The organism is Myxococcales bacterium, from assembly GCA_016712525.1.
In the GTDB taxonomy this organism is placed as follows: Bacteria; Myxococcota_A; Polyangia; order Polyangiales; family Polyangiaceae; genus JAAFHV01.
The window spans coordinates 1,406,278-1,422,334 of the sequence record JADJQX010000001.1 but is presented as its reverse complement, the minus strand read 5'-3'; the positions used below and the strand labels follow the sequence as shown (position 1 = coordinate 1,422,334).

Here is a 16,057-nt window from a genome sequence, read left to right as displayed (position 1 = left end):
CCCCAAGTACTCCCTGGAGTCGGCGCCGTCCCCGACGAACCTCTACGCGGCTACCAAAGGGTCATCCACGTCGGAGGTCCCCCGGGCACGCTGCCGCAGAGGTTCGCGAAGCGCAGAGGTTCCGCCAAGGCGTTGATGCAAAGTGACATTCGGCGCCCGCGCCTTGAACGAGCCCGGGCCTCATGCCACATCCCGCTCGCCGATGCAGAGCCAAGGGGCCATTCGGCGTCGACCACGACGCGTGAAGGCGGGCTCGTGCACGACCGCAGCGTTCGACCGCGCGTCGAGCGCGCAAGGCAAAAGGGAAGAACCGATGGCGACGACGTACGCGTGGAGCGACCTACCCGAGCAGGCCAAAGACCAACTCTCCACCCTCCAGGTGAAGCGCGAGCCCGAGGTGGAGGACGAAGTGATCCTCGCCCGGCAACGCGCCGAGCGCCTGGGGAAACCGATCTGGAGCTTCGAGGATCCGCCTCGACTCTGGCCGTGGGTCGCGGCCGTCGCGGGAGCGATCGGTGTGTTCGTCTTTTTCGTGGCAGGGCTCAACTGGAGCAACGTGCTCCGAACCATGCTCTCGGACGGCACGAAGCGGGGCCTCGACCTGGTAGCCGGCGCGGTCGCGGTCACCTCGTTCGCGGTCGGGGCCGTCGTCGCAGCGCGCGAGCGCCACGAACGCCGGCAGCTCCCCCTTCCGGAGGGCGTGTACCTCTTCCCGTGGGAGGTCCTCGAGGTTCGACGCGCGGGCCTCACTCTCCTCTCGCTCGACGAGGTGACCGAGACGAGCGTGGAGGACGGCAGACGCTTGGTCCTCGCGTTTCGCGGCGGTGAGAAGGTGCGCATTCCCTTCGGGTGGACGGGCCGCCTCGTGGGGGTCCGTCCCGACGGGACCTACACCCGCGCAAGCGGCGATTTCATGTGGCGCTTGATCCACGAGCGCCGCGCCGCCGTCGCGGAGCTCTCGCGCGAGCTCCGCGCGTTCGCAGACACCGTGGCACCGCTCCGCGCTCCGAGGGCGACACGGATTGATGCGAGGTGACATTCGCCGGTGGGGCGCTTGAATCGCCCCCTCGGGCGTGCAAAACCCGGCTCGGTGGCGCGAGGGGCGCTCCCTCCACCTCGGCGGCGAGGCGGGCCCCATCGATTCGTCGACGACGACGCGACTTCTCGCGCAGCTCGTCGTGCTCGCCGTGGCTCTTCCGCTTCGCCGCCCGCGAACGTCTGCGGGCGCGCGCCACGCCCGAGACCCACTCTCCTCCAACACCCCACCTTCATCATGCAAAGCCCCATCGACTCCGTCCTCCACGCCATCGACAAGGTGAACCCGGCCCTGCTCGCCATCGGCGGGCTGCTCACGTTCTGCGCGCTCGGCATCGGCTACATCGTGTGGAGCTTCGGCGCCTCGCGCGACGTTTGGGCCGAGTTCGCCGAGGCTCACGGGCTCGAGGTGTCGGGGCTCGACGTGGGCGATGCGCCCCGGATCGCCGGGCGGTACCGTGGCACCGACGTCGAGATCGGGATGCAGCTCCTGGGGACGATCGCGCTCCAACGCCGCGGGCGCTACGAAATCTCGGACACACGCGTCATCGCTTACCTCGGCGCGCCCCTCGAGGAGGCCACCCGGCTCGACGCCGACGAGGTCGAAAAACCGACGCACCACCCGGTCTTGGCCGACGCGGCGACCGGCCCCGTCGTCACCGCGTTCCTGCGCGACACGAGGCAGGCCGCCATCACCGAGACGGCCGTGACCGCCACGATCGAAGCGATGCCCAAAGACGTCGCGTCGCTCGAGCGCCTGGTCGACTCCTGCGTTCGTTGCGCAGAGGCCATCGACGCGCGTGTTTCGCGTCGTCACGCTGCGGCCTAGCAACCCATGCCGTCGCAGAGCTACGCGCTCGGACCGGGCTTGCCGCTGCAGCTCGAGGTCTCGTGGTCGGTCGGGTGGAGAGACGGCGTCGTTCGCTTCGACGGCCTCGAGATCGGGAGGCTCGACGGGGGCTACGACGAGATCCGCCTCGGAAAGAAGCTGTCCCTCCCCGACGGCTCGGCGTTGCACGTGCAGCTCGTGCGCGAGCGTGGTCCGCTCGGATACGCGGAGGAGCTCCACGTCTACGTGAACGGCAAACCAGTCCCGGGGTCGGCGGCCATCCCCATTCCGGGCTGGGCCTACTTCTTCATCCTCACGTGCGTGCTCGTCCCCGTCGTGAGCCAGGGCGGCGCCGTTCCAACCGTGATCGGGCTCGGCGGCGCCGCTGGCTGCACCAAGCTTTCGCGCGACACGTCCCTACCCGTAGCCAAGAGACTGCTTCTCTGCGCTGCGATGACCGCCGGCGCATGGGGCGTCTTCGGGGCGCTCGCGTCCCTCGCCGCGTCGACGGGCAGATGAATCGCATCGCGGCGCGAACCGGTGACTCGTTCGCCGCCCGCACCCATCCGCCCGTGGGCGCCCGCAGCGGCTCGCTCACCTAGTCTCCGTCGTTTCTCGACCGCGGTGTACCCTAGTACCGATGATCGTCCTCGACTACGCGCTCGCGACCGAGACGGGCGAGCCATGCATCGAGCAGCTCGAGCTCCGCGCGCCCGGCTTCGCGGTCACGCGGGCGCGCCACATCGGGTGCCGCTTCTTCGACCACAGCACGGGGGCCAACCCGCGCAGCCGCGAGTGGGCCATGGCGGTCGTGGTGATCGAAGGCACCATGTCGACGACGCTCGACGGCGCGCCGATCGTGCTCGAGCCCGGGGACGTGCTCACGTCGCCGACGTGGGCGAGCGCGCCGCTCTACCCCATCGAGAGGAACAGCGTCGGCATCAAGGCGAGCTTTCGCCCAAGGTCCGCGAGGTCGGGGATCGATCGATCGATCGTGTCTCGCCTCTCCAAGGCCGCCCTCTCCGAGGTGCACGACGCGCTCGTGTCGGCGCCGACGTCGGACGCGGACGCGCGCGCGCGGGGCTGCACCGTGGCCGAAGCGCTCGGCGCGCACGGCGTCCCGGTCTTCCGCGACGAGGTCGATCGCGCGTGCGACGAGGTGCGCGAGGTCGACCGGGCCTTCGCGAAGCTCGTGGCCGCGGCCGTGTTCCCCCTCGCGCGACGCACGACGCTCCATGACCTCGCGCGCGGCCTCTTCCGCGGCGAGCGGCAGGTCGTACGCACGTCGAACGAGTTCTTTCGGCGGTACTTCGCGTCCGTGCGGAGCTACCGCGAGTTCGCCGCCGGGTGGCGGATGGCCGGGGCCTTCGCCCTCCTCAGCCGCGGCTCGTCGTCCGTCGAGGAGGTCGCCGCCGACGTCGGCTTCTCGTCCGGAGCCGCGCTGTGCCACGCCTTCAAGCGTGTCGGGGTGCCGTCCCCCGCGGTCATCCAGGCGCGGTACGCGGCCCCCTGAACCGGCTCGAAACGGGCGCGTGGCCCGCGGACCCAAAGTGGCCTCATATTCTCGATTTCACGAGGGCCGCGGCCGTCGTGAGCGCGTCCTTCGCGAGGCCCGAGGCGGGGATCATGGAGACCGCGGCGTCGATCGCGGCCTTGGAGTCGCCTTTGGCGAGCGCACGCGCGCCTTCGAGCCCGCGCAGCACCACTCCGATGACCGGGAAGGCCGCCGAGGTCGCGTCGAGGTAGGTCGCGAGCGCCGCGCCCACGTCCGGTTTCGGCCCGGAGCCCGAGCCTGCGCCCGCAGGAGGAGGAGCGTCGTGCCCCGGGTGCGGCTCACCCATGAGGCGAACGTCGGTGCCCTTCGCGTCGCGCTCGGCCATCGCGATGTACGGGTCGAACATCTGATTCACGGAGCGCTCGACCTTGGCGAACGCCTCGTCGCCCATGGTGGCGCGGTAGTACTTCACGTACTCGGCCTTCACGGTGCGAAGCGAGCCCGCGGCCGTCTCCACGTAGGCCTCGGCGTCCTTGCGCGTGGCCGGAGGGAGCTTCGCGGCGAGCGCCTTTCGGGCCTTGGGAGGGAAGGACTCGAGCACGCGGACGTCGCGCGTGGCGACGGCCGACTGGTACGCCGCGACGTGGGCGAGCGCGAGCGCCGCGAGCTCGTCCATCGCGCGGACGACGTCGATCTCGGCGCGGATACGCTCGTAGTCGACGTCCTCGAGCTCGCCGAACTGGGCGCGAAAGGCGACGATGGAGAGAACCACGTCGAAGTGCCGCTTGCGGGTAAGGTCGCTGATTTCGTGGTGGGCGTCGCTCGCGAGGCGCACGAGGACGTCGAGATCGCTCGTATTGGCGATATCTCCCGTGACCGTGAAGAACAGGCCACCCATGTGCGGGGTGACGGCCACAGAGCCCTTCGGCGCGGTGAGGGCCTTGACGACACGCGAGGCCGGCTGCGCGCGCCCCGCGGGGGAGGCAGGCTGTTCGCCCCCGGTGGCGGCGAGGGCCGCGTCGAGCTTGGCCCGGAGGCGCTCGTAGTCGGGCAGGTACGCCTCCTTCGCGATGCGGGCGAGGTTCGCGCGGCCCTTCTCGCGATCCGCGGCGGTCATGTTCGTGTTGGCGCCGCCGTACGGATCGCCCCCGACGCGGCCCACCTTGAGGCCACACGCGGCCGAAGCGAGCCCGAAGAGCGACACGACGAACGAACGACGAGAGAGGGAAGCCATGGGGGCGGCGAGTATGGCAGAGCGGCGCAGGGCCGCGAGCCGAAAGAACCCACCAGGGACACACCGCCATCATGCCGTTCGGGCACACGGCGCTCTCCTCGCCCTCAGCGTGGCACGACGATCCCCGGCGTCTCGAGGCCCGTCACCCAAGGGAGGCCGAGGAGGTCGCCGAGCTTCTCGGGAGTCACGAGCACGGTCGCCACGTCGCCCGCTATGGTCTGGGGCACGGCTCCTGTGGCCCGAAGGCCTTCTTTTCGAGCGTCTTCGCCCTTCGGTGCCGTGGCGCCGTCGAGCTTCGCGTAGAGCGAGACGGGCTCGCCTTGGCGCGCGCGCTCGAGCCGCGCGAGCACCATCGACGCGTTCCCGAGCTTGGCCCTCGCAGAAGGCGCGAACGATGCGACCACGGCACCACGCACCGCCGCCGACTCGGAAGAAACACCTTCGACGAGCGCAAAATGGCCATTCGGCTCACGCACGAGATAGGCACTCGCGGCAGCGCTCGAGCTGGGCGCGTCGGCCGTGGATCCGGCTTCCGGGGTCGAGGGAGGCATGGGCGAGGTTGGTACCGGAGACTGGGGGGTACACGCCACGAGGGCGAGCACGAGGACCGAAATCCCCGTGCTCCCCTCACGGACGCGCGCCGATGGGCGCACGCTCACTTGGCGGAAGCCCGACGACGGCGACCAGCCAACACGAAGGCGAGGCCGAGGCCGGCCGCGAGCGCGCCACCCGCGCCTCCCGCGCCCATACCTACATTGCAGCCGCCCGAGTCGGCCGCGGGGGCCGCGCCGTTGGGTCCCGGCGTCGACGGGGCGGGCGCAGGTCCAGGGCCAGGGGTCGCGCCGGAGTCCGCCTCGGGGCCCGCGTCGGCACCCGGCGCTCCGGGGGTCACGGCCATGACCGCCGCGAGCGCGTTGGCCTTGCCTGCGCCCCACGACGTGTTCGGGAGCGTCTCGCCGGGCACGGCGGTGGCCGTCGTCGCGAGGATGCGCCGCACGTCGTCCACGCCGAGGCGCGGGTTCTTCTGGAGCATGAGGGCGACGATGCCGGCGACCGCGGGGGTGGCCATGCTGGTGCCCTCGGCGAGGTAGAAGCCACTCGGCGGGGCCTTCATGATGCGCTCGGCCGCCACCGTACTGCGCGAGTTCAGCGCCGAGACCACGATTTCACCCGGCGCCACGATATCCGGCTTCTGGGTGACGACCGTCGCGCGGCGAGCCGGGCCGCGGCTCGAGAAGCCGCTGAGCGCCCCGAGGGTCACCTGCTGGTTGCCGTTCATTTGCTGCTGCGGACCACCGGTAAGCGGGGTCCACTCGTTCCGCGAGACGTACGAGCCGACGGCGATGACGTTCTTGGCGATCGCGGGGTATCCGATGGTCATCATGTTGTCGACCGTCACCCCCGCGCCGACTCCGCCTTGGACGAAGCCGCCCGCGTTCGTCGTGTCGAGGAAGGCGTCGAACTTGCCACTCCCCGAGATCTCGAGCACCCACGTGACTTGCTGGAGCTCGGCTTGGTCGGTGTTCGCGTCGTTCACGCGAATCTGAATGCCTCGGGCGCCGCCCGGGAGCTCGCCACCCGCGGCAGCCACGGGACCGACCGTGAGGGCCCCCACCGTGAGCTGCGTCGGAGCGAGGGCCTGCGCGCGTGTGACCGGGGCGCTGAACGTGGTCGCGTTTCCGTCGGTCGCGCCGATGCGCACGGTGAGATCTCCCGGGCTGTCGGTCCACACGACGAGCTCGGCCTGCACCACGTTGTTCGAGACCGAAGGATGGAAGCGGACGGACGTCGCCGTGGCGCTCGCCGTGCCGCCCGCGTGCACGAACACGGCCGGATTTCCGGGCGCGCCGCTCTGCGAGCCTTGGCCTTCATTTCCAGCGGCCGCGACGATGATCTTGCCGGGACCGGTGAGGTTGTCGAGGCACTGATCGGCGAGCGAGGTGCCGTCGTGCGGGCCCGAGTGCTCTCCGAGGCTCATATTGACGACGGCCGGTTTGCCGAGCGCCGCTGCCGCTTTGAAGATGAACGACGTCGCGTCGCAGATGGCCGTCGAGAGGCCCTCGTTGTCATCCGCCGCGTTGGGGGCGGTGCCGAGGTGGACGTAGGCGATGTCGGCTTCGGGCGCCAACCCGAGGTACGGAGTGCCTTGCACGGGTCCCCCCGCCGCGATGCCGGTGACGTGCGTTCCGTGGCTGTCGGCGGCGGCGTGGGCGCAGGTGTTGTCGGTGAGCTGGGCCGTGGTGCACTCGGCGCCGTACGTGAACCCTGCGGGCTTGTTGCCGGTCTGCGCCGTCTGGTCCCAGAAGGCGACCACGCGCGAGGGGCCACCGCCGGGCTTCCGAAAGGCCTCGTGCGCCGCGTCGAACCCGTAGTCGATCACGCCGACGACCACGCCCGCTCCCTTGAACGGCGTGCCCGCACCGCCCGAGTGGACTTGGTTCACCTTGGTCTCGGTGAGCACCTTGTCGAGGCGCTTCGTCACCTTGTGCGCGGCCTCGAGCCTCGCGACCTCACTGCGCGCGGCGAGCGAGGCCACGGCCGACTTGGGCATCCGAACCGTGAGGATGTCCCCCGAGACGGTGCCGACGCGGCCCCCGAGACGCTCGATCTCCTTGCGTGTGGCGGCCACGTCCGACGTCTTCACGAACATCGCGACGTTCGGCGAATCTCGAAGGATGCCCCCCGAGAGGCGGACGCGCATCGACGGGTCCATTTTGACGAGGCCATCCGTGGGCCCAGCCGACACCGTGCCGGTCGCCGAAAGTGCCAATAGTGCCACCGAAGCCACAAGAAGTGCTTTGCGCATGAGTCCTCCCTCGCGTTTCTCGTCTCGTATCGCGAGACGGAACCCGAGAGGGTCGTCCAGACGGGTACGACAGAGCCAGAGAAATCGTTCGCGATGGGGCTGCGTTCGGCGAGTCGACGCACCGAACGACCCGACGTCAGCGTTACCTTCCTAGAAAGCCGAAGCGTTCCGCGCGATTCGCCCTGCGGCGCGAGGACGGTGTCTCCTGACCGGTCGGCTGACCACCCGCGCGGCACTCTCGGTCACTCCGCCCTGACGCGTCACGCCGTGCGGACCACGGGATGGAGGCGTCCACGCCGATGCCGGACTGGGCGCGGGGAGGACGATGCGCAACGAAAGCGCTCGGTTGGCCTATTTCGCGCGGTCCTTTGCCCCAGCGTCTCGCTTGGTCGACGCGTCCGCCTTCGTCGAGGCGTCGGCGGCGCCCGCGTCCTCCTCACGCCGTGGTCCGGCGCGAACCATCGTGCGCGCGGCGGCGCGAAACGCCTCGTTCTCCAGGTCGAAAACGAGGCCGAAGTCCTTGCCGTCTGCCGTCTTCACCTTGTGGTCGTGCAAGATCTCCGACGACTGGGCCACCACCGTGCCCGCGCACACGACCGCGTCGTCGACGTAGCTGTAGACATAGGCCCGACCGAGGATGGTGCCAGCCTTGAAGGACTCCTTGTCCTTGATCTCCGGGTCGTCGCGCACCACCGCCACGACGACCATCTCCCAAGAAGCGTTCTTGAGATCGCCGTAGTAGCGAATCCACTTTTCGACGTCGGCCAGGGGTTCGACTTCGAGGCGCCCGCGCTGGAAAGCGATCATCTCCTCGACGTGCTTCAGCCGGACGCTCTTCTTCGTGGCGAGCTCCGCGCGCGTGGCCACCATCATCTGGTCCGCGCGCACGCTGCGCCAATCGACCGGCGCGTCTTTGGGCTCGCTCTGTCCGAGCTTCGTCATGTCCTCCGTCCCGACCACGGGGACTTTGATGGGGCACGGCCCGAGGTCGGCGCGCGGCACCAAGCTTGCTGCTGCGGCCTCGAGGGCGACCGAGCGCTTCTTGTCCGCCGCGCGCGCAACCGCCAACATTTCATCCGCGAGCGCATCCACGCGCGCCTGCTCCTCGGGCAGGACGGTTCGCTGGGAGGACGACGATCGGCTGCACGCTCCAAGGACGAGGACGGGGGCGAGGAGGAACGCGGCGCGAGGGACCTTCATCATCGTGGGCAGTGGACCCGTAGCGCACGAAGCGGCACCTGGCGAGCGGCGAGCGCGCCACCGAGCCCACGGAGCGCAGTCGACGCCACGGATGGATGAACGGCGTCGAGAGCGGGTCCGAGGTGCCGCGGAGTCGTAACCCTCAGCTCAAATCCCAGAAGCGCAGCCAGTAACGGTCACGGGTGACGACGCCCTTACCTCCGACCGCCAGCGCGTGCACGTCGCCGTGGCGGTGGCCTGGCAAAGAGAACCGGCGCTTGCCCTCGCCGTCCCACACGCCGATGCGCGAGCTCGACACCGTGCTCGCGAGCGTGCCGGAGGCCACGTCGTAGCGGCCACGGCTCCGATACCGCTCGCCCGGCTCGAACGCCACGCGGAGGATTTCTTTGCCGGCGACGACGTCGCGCACCATCACGCCATCGGTCTCGTCGGTCTCGGTGACGAGCAGGCGGCCTTGGGCTTCGTCGGTTTCCCACGGCAGTCGTTTGCCCACGGCCAGCGTCTCGAGATCGAAGAGGTGCGTTTGCGCCACGACCATTCCCTTCCCGGGCCACAGCGTGATCGTGGGCTCGCCGCCGAGCGAGCCGAGCGAAAACCAATCTTTCCAGTCCGGATCTCCGAACGGAAATCGCTTCTTGTCGCGCACGAACCGGCCGAGCGAGCGCACCTTGCCCGTGGCGAGGTCGAGCGCACGAAGCGGAAAGCCGGAGACCTCGACGTCGGCGCTCTCGACGAACACCATCTCGCCTCCGTGCGCGAGGCACGTCTGCCAGCCCTCGGTATCCGGAAGGGTGGTGCGCGAGACGATCTCTCCCGTGCTGCGCGAGAACCTCACGATCTCGGCTCCTTCGGACCACGTGACCACGCCGCCCTCGAACGTGAGCTCGCTCGCTGCGGATCGCTCGTCGTACTCTCGGGGCACGAGCAGCCGTGGACCGTCACGAAACGTCGACGTCGCGATGTCGACGATACGTGTACCCTCCGGGCCGACCAACCACAGGTCGTTTCCGTCGATACCCGTCGCGATCAACTTCGGTATCGGTATCACGGCGCGGCAGCGCCCCTCGGCGAGCACCGCGCGGTGCGTGGACACGATGCGCGCGGTCATGGTGTCGGCCAGCAGGACCTCACCCGAGGCGAACCCGGCAGCGACGTGAGCGCCGCCCTCGTCGACCGCCATCGCCGTTAGGGTGCTCGGCGCGAGGGGCGCAGGGTCGGAGCCGCTCCGCTTCCAAAGGCCCGGCCCGAACGGCTTGAATTTGGGGACCCGGGTGAGCGACGCGAGGGACTTTTCCATCGCCTCCGTGAGCACCGGGTCGAGCAAGAAGCGGGAGCGGGCCCCGTCGAGCTCGACGACCTCGACATCCTCACCGGTGACGCCGACCGCAGCGACACGACGGCTCACGTCGAGCACGAGCGGGCCGAGCACCGAGGAGGCCATTTGGTCGTGGGCTTTGCCCGTCACGCGGCCGGTCTTCGTCGCCACCCGATCGATGCAGTACCCTCCGGCGTCGGACACCGAAATGACGGCGTCTTTCCCCGGTTGGAACCGCGCGCCGACGTCCTCGACGCGCGAGCCCCCGAGCCCCTTTCGCTCCCAGGTGTAGAGCACCTTCTTCGCCCCGAGATCGAGGATCTCGACGACCTTCTGGTCCCTGAGGACCAAAGCTCGCTTCGCGGTGTCGTCGAGGTCGAGGTCGAACGCGACCCCCGCGCCGTGTTTGACCCGTGACCCCGCGACGAGGCGGTTCCCCTCGAGCTCGTAGCGCGTGACGTAGCCGCCACCGAGCGCGAACACCGTCTCGCCGCGCACGACGAGCGCCGCCACGGGCCCGGCGTTCACCTCGCCCGTCGCCTCGCGCGTGCCATCCGTGCCGAACACGACGAGGTGCGCGCCGATCGCCGCGACCACGCGCTTCCCCCACGCCGCGAGCGCCGTGGCCGGATCTCCCTCGTGGAGGACGCGTGCCGTCGCGAACCGGTCACCGTCCTCGGCGAGCCGGAGCACGCGCCCCTGACCATCTATCGCATGGAGCCTTCGCCCCGCATCGAACGCCAGAGCGACGATCGCGCCGTCGACATGGTCCGGCGTCGTCCCCGCCGCGGGGCTCGAGATCGCGCCTTCGTTCGAGGCCTTCTTCTTCTTGGTCGCCATCTCTGCCCTCCCCGCGCGTGGGCGTGTCTCTTCGGCAGCCCACGGCGAGCGTAGCGGCTTCTCGGCGGGAGAGGGGAAGCTCCCCCTCGTTCCGTCGTTCGGTACTCGTGCGCGAGCGCCCTACCCGTGCCAAGTCGCGCCACTTCCGCCACACTCGGGCGACGTCGACCACGCGAGGGCGGGTCGATCTCGAAATCCCCGGCGAAAACCAAGGGCGCTCGCGCGGCACGTGACTTGCATCGCGTAAGTCCATGGAATCCTTTAGATCCTTGTGCCTCCGCGCCGCGCCGCTCCTGACCGTGCTCGCCCTCTCCGCGGGTGCGGGGGCTCTCGCCAGCGCGTGCGGAGGGACTACGGGCGGCACGGACGACGCCAGCGACGCCGCGACGAAGCCCGAAGCGCCGGCGGTCGGCGCGTGCCCGAGCGAATCGACGGGGAGCGCGGTCTGCGATGGGCTCTGCGGAAACGGCCGCGCCGATACGTGTACGGTCGGCCAAGGGCCCGCGAGCAACACGCGCGCAGAGGAATGCGACAGCACCGATTTTCGCGGGGAGACCTGCGCGTCACGAGGCTACCTCGGCGGTTCGCTCCGGTGCTCTTCGGGCTGCAGGGTCGAGGTGGCAGGATGCAACGCGACCCGTGATGGGTTCGCGACGATCGATCTGACGCCGAACGCGACAGGCTTCGCGGCAACGGCCACACACGGAACCTCCGTCGCCGTGGCGTGGAGCATCAACAGAGGCCGGATCCATCTCGGGCTCGTCGTCGATCGTAAGCTCGTCGAGTCCGACGTTTGTTTCGGCTCCGAGCCACCGATTCGCATGGGGCTCGTCGCGACGACCGAGGGCTTCGCGCTGATGACGTCCTACTCGAATGGAGTCGGCACGGACGTCTTTCGCCTCGATCCGTCGGCGAAGCTCCTCGGGACACGCCACTTCCCAGGCCTCGGCCTCGCGGGGCTCGCCACCCGCTCGGCCGACGGGAGCGCAGGGGAGGGCACGTTGCTGACCGGGCAGGTGGGCCAGGTGGGAATCGTGACCGAGGTCCGATGGCTGCGAGCCGATCTGACGGACGCGTACGCGCCCCAGAGGGTCGAGTATCCAGGGGCCTCCGACCAACACGCGCTCTCTTTCGGCGACACGATCCTGCTCGCAGCGCAGACGAACGACTCGAGGCTCGTCTTCACGCGCTTGCTCCCGGACGGCTCGCGAACGACGCGCATCGAGTCGGGGCTGCCCTTCACATCGGGCTGGCTCGGGCGCCGCGGGAACACGGGACTTCTGACGAGGTACGACACGCAGTCGGGCACGACGCTCGAGGCGTTCGACGATTCCGGCACATCGTCGGGAGTCGTGCGCCAGGTCCCCGGGCAAATGTTCCCCCCGCGCGCCGTGGAGCTCGACGGACGACGGTTCGCGATTTCGGCAGGAGGGACAGCGTCCTCGCCCAATCCGGACGCTGGGACCACACCGTCGCCCGCAGGCCGGAGCGTCGTCGCTCACGCGATCGACGGGGCGCCGGAGGCACGACCGCTCATGGTGGGGCCCGACGCGAACGTGATGGGTGCGAGCCCGACGGGAGACCTCATCGTGGTATCAGGAGGGACTCTGAGGCTGCTCACTCCAAAGTGACGTTTTCGAACCGGGGTACCGCAGTGGGCCGACCGAGCTGCCGGTCGGCCACCTTCGCCCGTAGGCTACCGCGACGACCGAGAACGTCGGCACGAGGGAGCGTGCCCTCACGAAGCGGCTGGCCGACGCGGGACCCCACGGACGACGTTGCCTGGTTCGAGATTGTCTGTGGAGGCGCGCTGTACGCGTGGAGGCTCGACGGGCTCGGGGCTCGGTGAGGACGACCCACATCCCCGCCGCGCGCCCCGTCGAGGACGCGCGGGGTCACGATGGAGCTACTTGCAGGCGGTGGCCGAGGGGCTCTTCGTGCAGCAGGCGACGGCGTCGGCCTTTTGGTTCTTGCAGTTGTTCTCGGCCTGCGTGGCCGAGAGCTTTCCGTCCGTCTTCTGGTCGCCGCCGCAGACGACGTTGTCGAGCTGGCATTCGACGTAGGTGACGACCTCGTTGTAGCAGTCGCTGCTCTCGTTCGCCTTCAGCGTGGACACGCACTGGTCCTTCTGGGCCTGCGTGGCGGGGACGTCGTTCGGACAGGGGCTCTCTCTGTTGCAGATGGCAGACGCGGAGCTGCTGCACGCGACGACCAAGAGAACGGCTCCCACGGCGGCCACGGAGAAAACGGTGCGGTTCATGATCTCATCCTCCCTAACGTCTCGAGACGACCTCGATGTTCCTGCGAGGAGTACCCGAGAACACGCACCGCGCCAACCCGTCTAACGCCGCGGTCAGGATCTTGGATCGAGACAGGCGAATCGACCTGACCCGTCATCGCGCCACGAGAGCGTCGAACGCCCAGTCGAGGTCGGGGGCCGTGAGCGCGTGACCTCCCTTTCGCACCCGAAGGGTCTGCGCGTATCCAGCGTCCGAGAACGCGCGGGCTGCGTCGAGCGCCGACGTCCGGTGATGAGGATCGTCGGTGCCCGCCAAGAACAGGACGTTCGGGGGCTCTCCCGTGCGGCGCGCCACCGGGCCGGAGACCCCTCCGAGGAGCACGGCGATGCCATCGAACGCCGGACCGAGGCCTTCTGCGGCCGCGCGCGCCGCCATGAACGCACCGTTCGAGTAGCCGACGAGAAACGTCCCCCCGCGGGTCGCGGCGTCACGACGAGCGCGAGCCACCAGCGTGGGCCAGGTGGCCGTCGAGCGCCGCGCGGCCTCGAGTTGAGACTCCTCCTGCGGCCAGCACACGAAGTCCTGCGGCCGAGACTCCCAGCTGCAGAGGCCAGCCTCCCCGTAGAGCGCGAGCACGCTGAGGTTCGCGGCTTCCGCGCGGGCGGCGACGAGGCTCAAGACCTCGGCGTCGGCGCGGTTCGAGAACTTTCCGTGCAGGAACACGACGAGGCCCCTTTTCCCGCGTGATGTCGCGATGCACGCTGCCTCGGGCCGTGCAGCTCGGAGGTCGCAGCGCGGGATCGGGGCATCGGGAGCGACAGGCGCGACAGGAGCCGGCGCGAGGCCGACACGCGTGACCAGCGCGTCGCGGCGCGAGGCGAAGTCCGCCCCCTGGCCAGAGATCCCGAGGAGCGCTCGGCCCCGCGTACGCGCTTCGTCGAGGTCTCCCCGTTCTTCGGCGAGGGTGGCGAGACGCAGCGTGGCCCACGGTGCGATCCATGGTGGCTCCGTCACCTTCAAGACGTCGAGCCGCTCGAGGAACGCCCGCGCCTTCGGGCCGTCGTGGAGATCCCGGGACGCGACCACCGCGGCCCAGTAGAGAGCGCCAGGATCACGAGGGTGCTCTTCGAGCATCGCCTCGAGGTTCTCGAGAGCCCTCTTCGCACCGAGCGCCTTGACGTCCGCGTTCACCGTATCTCCGCGAACGTCGAGCGGCGTCGCCTCGATGCGTTCGCGAAGCGTGCTCGCGAAGGCCTTGGTGCGGTTCGCGCCGGGTTCGCCGAACGTGAGCGGGCTCGAGGGCTCGTTGTCGGAGCCATAGAACCCCCCTCGCATCGACACGGTCGCGTTCGAGCACGCGAGCTCGAGGCTCGACCGCAGCTCGACGCGCCACGGCTTCTCCGCGCGAGGCGCGAGCGACCCTGGCACGGCGACGACGAGCCCCCGCATCGGGATCGTCGACGGGAGGCCTTCGTCGCTTCCCGCGGAGCGATGGAGGCTGAAGTGGAGGTGCCGATTCCCGGCCTTCCCGGTGTTGCCCATCGTGCCGAGCCGCGCACCGGCACCGACGGCTTGGCCGGGAGCGACGGAGACCCGGTCCAGGTGAGAGTAGGCAGTGAAGTACCCACCGGTGTGCTCGACGACGACGTGGTTGCCGAATCCCCCTCCGGGTTCGACACCCTCGGGGGCCGCCCCCGTGACGACACGCACGATCGTGCCGGCCGCCGCGGCGACGATCGGGACCTCGACGGCGCCCGGCGCGGCGAGGTCGAGGGCATGCCGGGTGTTGTCGTAGGAGTGAGAGAGCGGCTTGGGCGAAGCGTTCCCTTGTTGGCAGAGGACCACTTCACCCGCCGCGACGGGCAACCGCAAGAGAGGCTCGCCGTCCGGGAGAGTTCGGGGGGCGCAGGGGGAGACGTCGACGCGAGGACAGCGATCGGCCGCGCCGAATGGCAAGCGGTGAGCGTCAGGACGCTCCCGACAAGGCCCAGGCACCGAAGCACGTCGCGCGTCTTGGTGAGGAGCACCGTCCAACCGTAGTTTTCGTACGTCATGTGCGGGGCAACAGGCTTCGTCAACGCGTATTCCATCTCCGTTCGTACCGGAGCGACTTGGCCATCGATGATCCTCGGTGATCTGCGCTCCCATGCCGAGAGGTACGGAGTGTTCCTCGCGCGCACTTCCGACACCACGCACTCTCGGGGGCCGTGACGGGCGTTCCGCGCCGTCGTTCCCCGTCACTCGCGCACGAGCTGGAGCACGCGGGGCCCTTGGCAGTTCTCCTCGCGGAGGGACACGAGGCCACGCAGGTCGATGCAGATTCTCCTCCGTTGTGCACCGTAGGGCCCCTTGCCGCGCTCCTCGCGGCACACGGGGCGCTTCTTCACGAGCTCGGAGGCCCGGAACACGAAGCCCCCAGGCTCGACCCCCTCGCGGAGCTCGTCCTGAGTCACCGTGAAGCGGTGCGGAAGGGTGGCAGGGACGGTCTCGTCGTCGGCAATTTCCCAATCGACGGTGCTCACCCATTCCCCCTTTTCGTACACGACCTGGCTCACGTGGGCGGTGGCACGCGTCTTCGACTCCGCCCGGCCCTTCGCGTCGGGGTCGTGTGTGTCCACCGAGTCGGTGATGCGGTAGGCGACCTTGGGTGCGTCGGGCCCGAAAGCCGCGAACGCGGATGGAAGCGCGGGGGCGGGAACGTCGCTCGACGGCGCGGCCCTGGAGGCGTCTGCGCCCGCGCCGGCGCTTGCGTCACCGAGGGACCCGTCGCGCGAGGAAGGTGGCGCTGGTGCCGTGAGCGCTGCGTCACGGGGAGAGGGCGGCGCCGTGCGCACCGGCTCGTTGCACGCGAGCGCCAAGGCCATGGTCGCCGAAGCGAAGAGCGCGAGAGCCGTCGTCGAGCGGGCCATCCTTTCTACAGTACGCCGAAGCCGACGAGGCGATTCCACCTTCTTTTTGCTGCCGTGTGGCCAGGGCGGCTTCCCGAGGAGCGGTTCGTCGGGTCGGTCGTCGCGCAGGCACTTCGAGGGCTCGGGGGCCAGGCTGGGACGACCCCGCGGCCCT

At 69.7% G+C, this 16,057-nt stretch carries 13 protein-coding genes; 5 read left to right on the top strand and 8 right to left on the bottom strand.

Annotated features, from left to right (window positions below):
* The first annotated feature begins 313 nt into the window (after positions 1-313).
* The 4 genes from IPK71_06075 (at position 314) to IPK71_06060 (ending at position 3,377) form a co-directional block, all read left to right on the top strand.
* Positions 314-1,036 (top strand): hypothetical protein, encoded by a 723-nt coding sequence (locus tag IPK71_06075; GenBank protein MBK8213303.1) that lies wholly within the window; start codon positions 314-316, stop codon positions 1,034-1,036.
* Positions 1,037-1,273: 237 nt separating this feature from the next.
* Positions 1,274-1,864: a hypothetical protein gene (locus IPK71_06070; GenBank protein MBK8213302.1), complete on the top strand. Its 591-nt coding sequence runs from the start codon at positions 1,274-1,276 to the stop codon at positions 1,862-1,864.
* Between the two features lie 6 nt (positions 1,865-1,870).
* Entirely contained in the window at positions 1,871-2,383 is a 513-nt protein-coding gene (locus tag IPK71_06065) for a hypothetical protein (GenBank protein MBK8213301.1), read from the top strand.
* Positions 2,384-2,504: 121 nt separating this feature from the next.
* On the top strand, positions 2,505-3,377 hold the full coding sequence (locus tag IPK71_06060) for a hypothetical protein (GenBank protein MBK8213300.1): 873 nt from the start codon (positions 2,505-2,507) through the stop codon (positions 3,375-3,377).
* A 43-nt stretch (positions 3,378-3,420) separates the two neighbouring features.
* On the opposite strand, the gene IPK71_06055 is transcribed toward IPK71_06060, so the two are convergent.
* The 5 genes from IPK71_06055 to IPK71_06035 all read right to left on the bottom strand — a co-directional run bounded on the left by IPK71_06055 (position 3,421) and on the right by IPK71_06035 (position 10,754).
* Positions 3,421-4,593, bottom strand: a complete 1,173-nt coding sequence (locus tag IPK71_06055) for a hypothetical protein (GenBank protein MBK8213299.1) — start codon at positions 4,591-4,593, stop codon at positions 3,421-3,423.
* Between the two features lie 104 nt (positions 4,594-4,697).
* Positions 4,698-5,144, bottom strand: a complete 447-nt coding sequence (locus tag IPK71_06050) for a hypothetical protein (protein MBK8213298.1) — start codon at positions 5,142-5,144, stop codon at positions 4,698-4,700.
* A 104-nt stretch (positions 5,145-5,248) separates the two neighbouring features.
* Positions 5,249-7,399, bottom strand: a complete 2,151-nt coding sequence (locus IPK71_06045) for a S8 family serine peptidase (GenBank protein ID MBK8213297.1) — start codon at positions 7,397-7,399, stop codon at positions 5,249-5,251.
* Between the two features lie 351 nt (positions 7,400-7,750).
* On the bottom strand, positions 7,751-8,602 hold the full coding sequence (locus IPK71_06040) for a hypothetical protein (protein MBK8213296.1): 852 nt from the start codon (positions 8,600-8,602) through the stop codon (positions 7,751-7,753).
* A gap of 139 nt (positions 8,603-8,741) precedes the next feature.
* The gene (locus IPK71_06035; GenBank protein ID MBK8213295.1) at positions 8,742-10,754 is read right to left on the bottom strand and encodes a hypothetical protein; all 2,013 of its coding nucleotides are present in this window, start codon (positions 10,752-10,754) and stop codon (positions 8,742-8,744) included.
* A 251-nt stretch (positions 10,755-11,005) separates the two neighbouring features.
* On the opposite strand from IPK71_06035, the gene IPK71_06030 reads away from it, so the two are divergent.
* Positions 11,006-12,385, top strand: a complete 1,380-nt coding sequence (locus tag IPK71_06030) for a hypothetical protein (GenBank protein ID MBK8213294.1) — start codon at positions 11,006-11,008, stop codon at positions 12,383-12,385.
* Positions 12,386-12,660: 275 nt separating this feature from the next.
* Here the strand turns inward: IPK71_06030 and IPK71_06025 are convergent, their stop codons facing one another.
* From IPK71_06025 to IPK71_06015, 3 genes are all read right to left on the bottom strand, one after another.
* Positions 12,661-13,014: a hypothetical protein gene (locus IPK71_06025; GenBank protein MBK8213293.1), complete on the bottom strand. Its 354-nt coding sequence runs from the start codon at positions 13,012-13,014 to the stop codon at positions 12,661-12,663.
* Positions 13,015-13,147: 133 nt separating this feature from the next.
* Complete coding sequence (locus tag IPK71_06020) at positions 13,148-14,866, bottom strand: M23 family metallopeptidase (protein MBK8213292.1); 1,719 nt, start codon at positions 14,864-14,866, stop codon at positions 13,148-13,150.
* A 365-nt stretch (positions 14,867-15,231) separates the two neighbouring features.
* Positions 15,232-15,903, bottom strand: a complete 672-nt coding sequence (locus tag IPK71_06015) for a hypothetical protein (protein ID MBK8213291.1) — start codon at positions 15,901-15,903, stop codon at positions 15,232-15,234.
* Positions 15,904-16,057 lie beyond the last annotated feature (154 nt).

What these genes read in the sequence shown, in the direction of transcription:
- IPK71_06075 (MBK8213303.1), top strand. Translation starts at nt 314, where the DNA reads ATGGCGACGACGTACGCGTGGAGCGACCTACCCGAGCAGGCCAAAGAC.
- IPK71_06070 (MBK8213302.1), top strand. Translation starts at nt 1,274, where the DNA reads ATGCAAAGCCCCATCGACTCCGTCCTCCACGCCATCGACAAGGTGAAC.
- IPK71_06065 (MBK8213301.1), top strand. Translation starts at nt 1,871, where the DNA reads ATGCCGTCGCAGAGCTACGCGCTCGGACCGGGCTTGCCGCTGCAGCTC.
- IPK71_06060 (MBK8213300.1), top strand. Translation starts at nt 2,505, where the DNA reads ATGATCGTCCTCGACTACGCGCTCGCGACCGAGACGGGCGAGCCATGC.
- IPK71_06055 (MBK8213299.1), bottom strand. Translation starts at nt 4,593, where the DNA reads ATGGCTTCCCTCTCTCGTCGTTCGTTCGTCGTGTCGCTCTTCGGGCTC.
- IPK71_06050 (MBK8213298.1), bottom strand. Translation starts at nt 5,144, where the DNA reads ATGCCTCCCTCGACCCCGGAAGCCGGATCCACGGCCGACGCGCCCAGC.
- IPK71_06045 (MBK8213297.1), bottom strand. Translation starts at nt 7,399, where the DNA reads ATGCGCAAAGCACTTCTTGTGGCTTCGGTGGCACTATTGGCACTTTCG.
- IPK71_06040 (MBK8213296.1), bottom strand. Translation starts at nt 8,602, where the DNA reads ATGATGAAGGTCCCTCGCGCCGCGTTCCTCCTCGCCCCCGTCCTCGTC.
- IPK71_06035 (MBK8213295.1), bottom strand. Translation starts at nt 10,754, where the DNA reads ATGGCGACCAAGAAGAAGAAGGCCTCGAACGAAGGCGCGATCTCGAGC.
- IPK71_06030 (MBK8213294.1), top strand. Translation starts at nt 11,006, where the DNA reads ATGGAATCCTTTAGATCCTTGTGCCTCCGCGCCGCGCCGCTCCTGACC.
- IPK71_06025 (MBK8213293.1), bottom strand. Translation starts at nt 13,014, where the DNA reads ATGAACCGCACCGTTTTCTCCGTGGCCGCCGTGGGAGCCGTTCTCTTG.
- IPK71_06015 (MBK8213291.1), bottom strand. Translation starts at nt 15,903, where the DNA reads ATGGCCCGCTCGACGACGGCTCTCGCGCTCTTCGCTTCGGCGACCATG.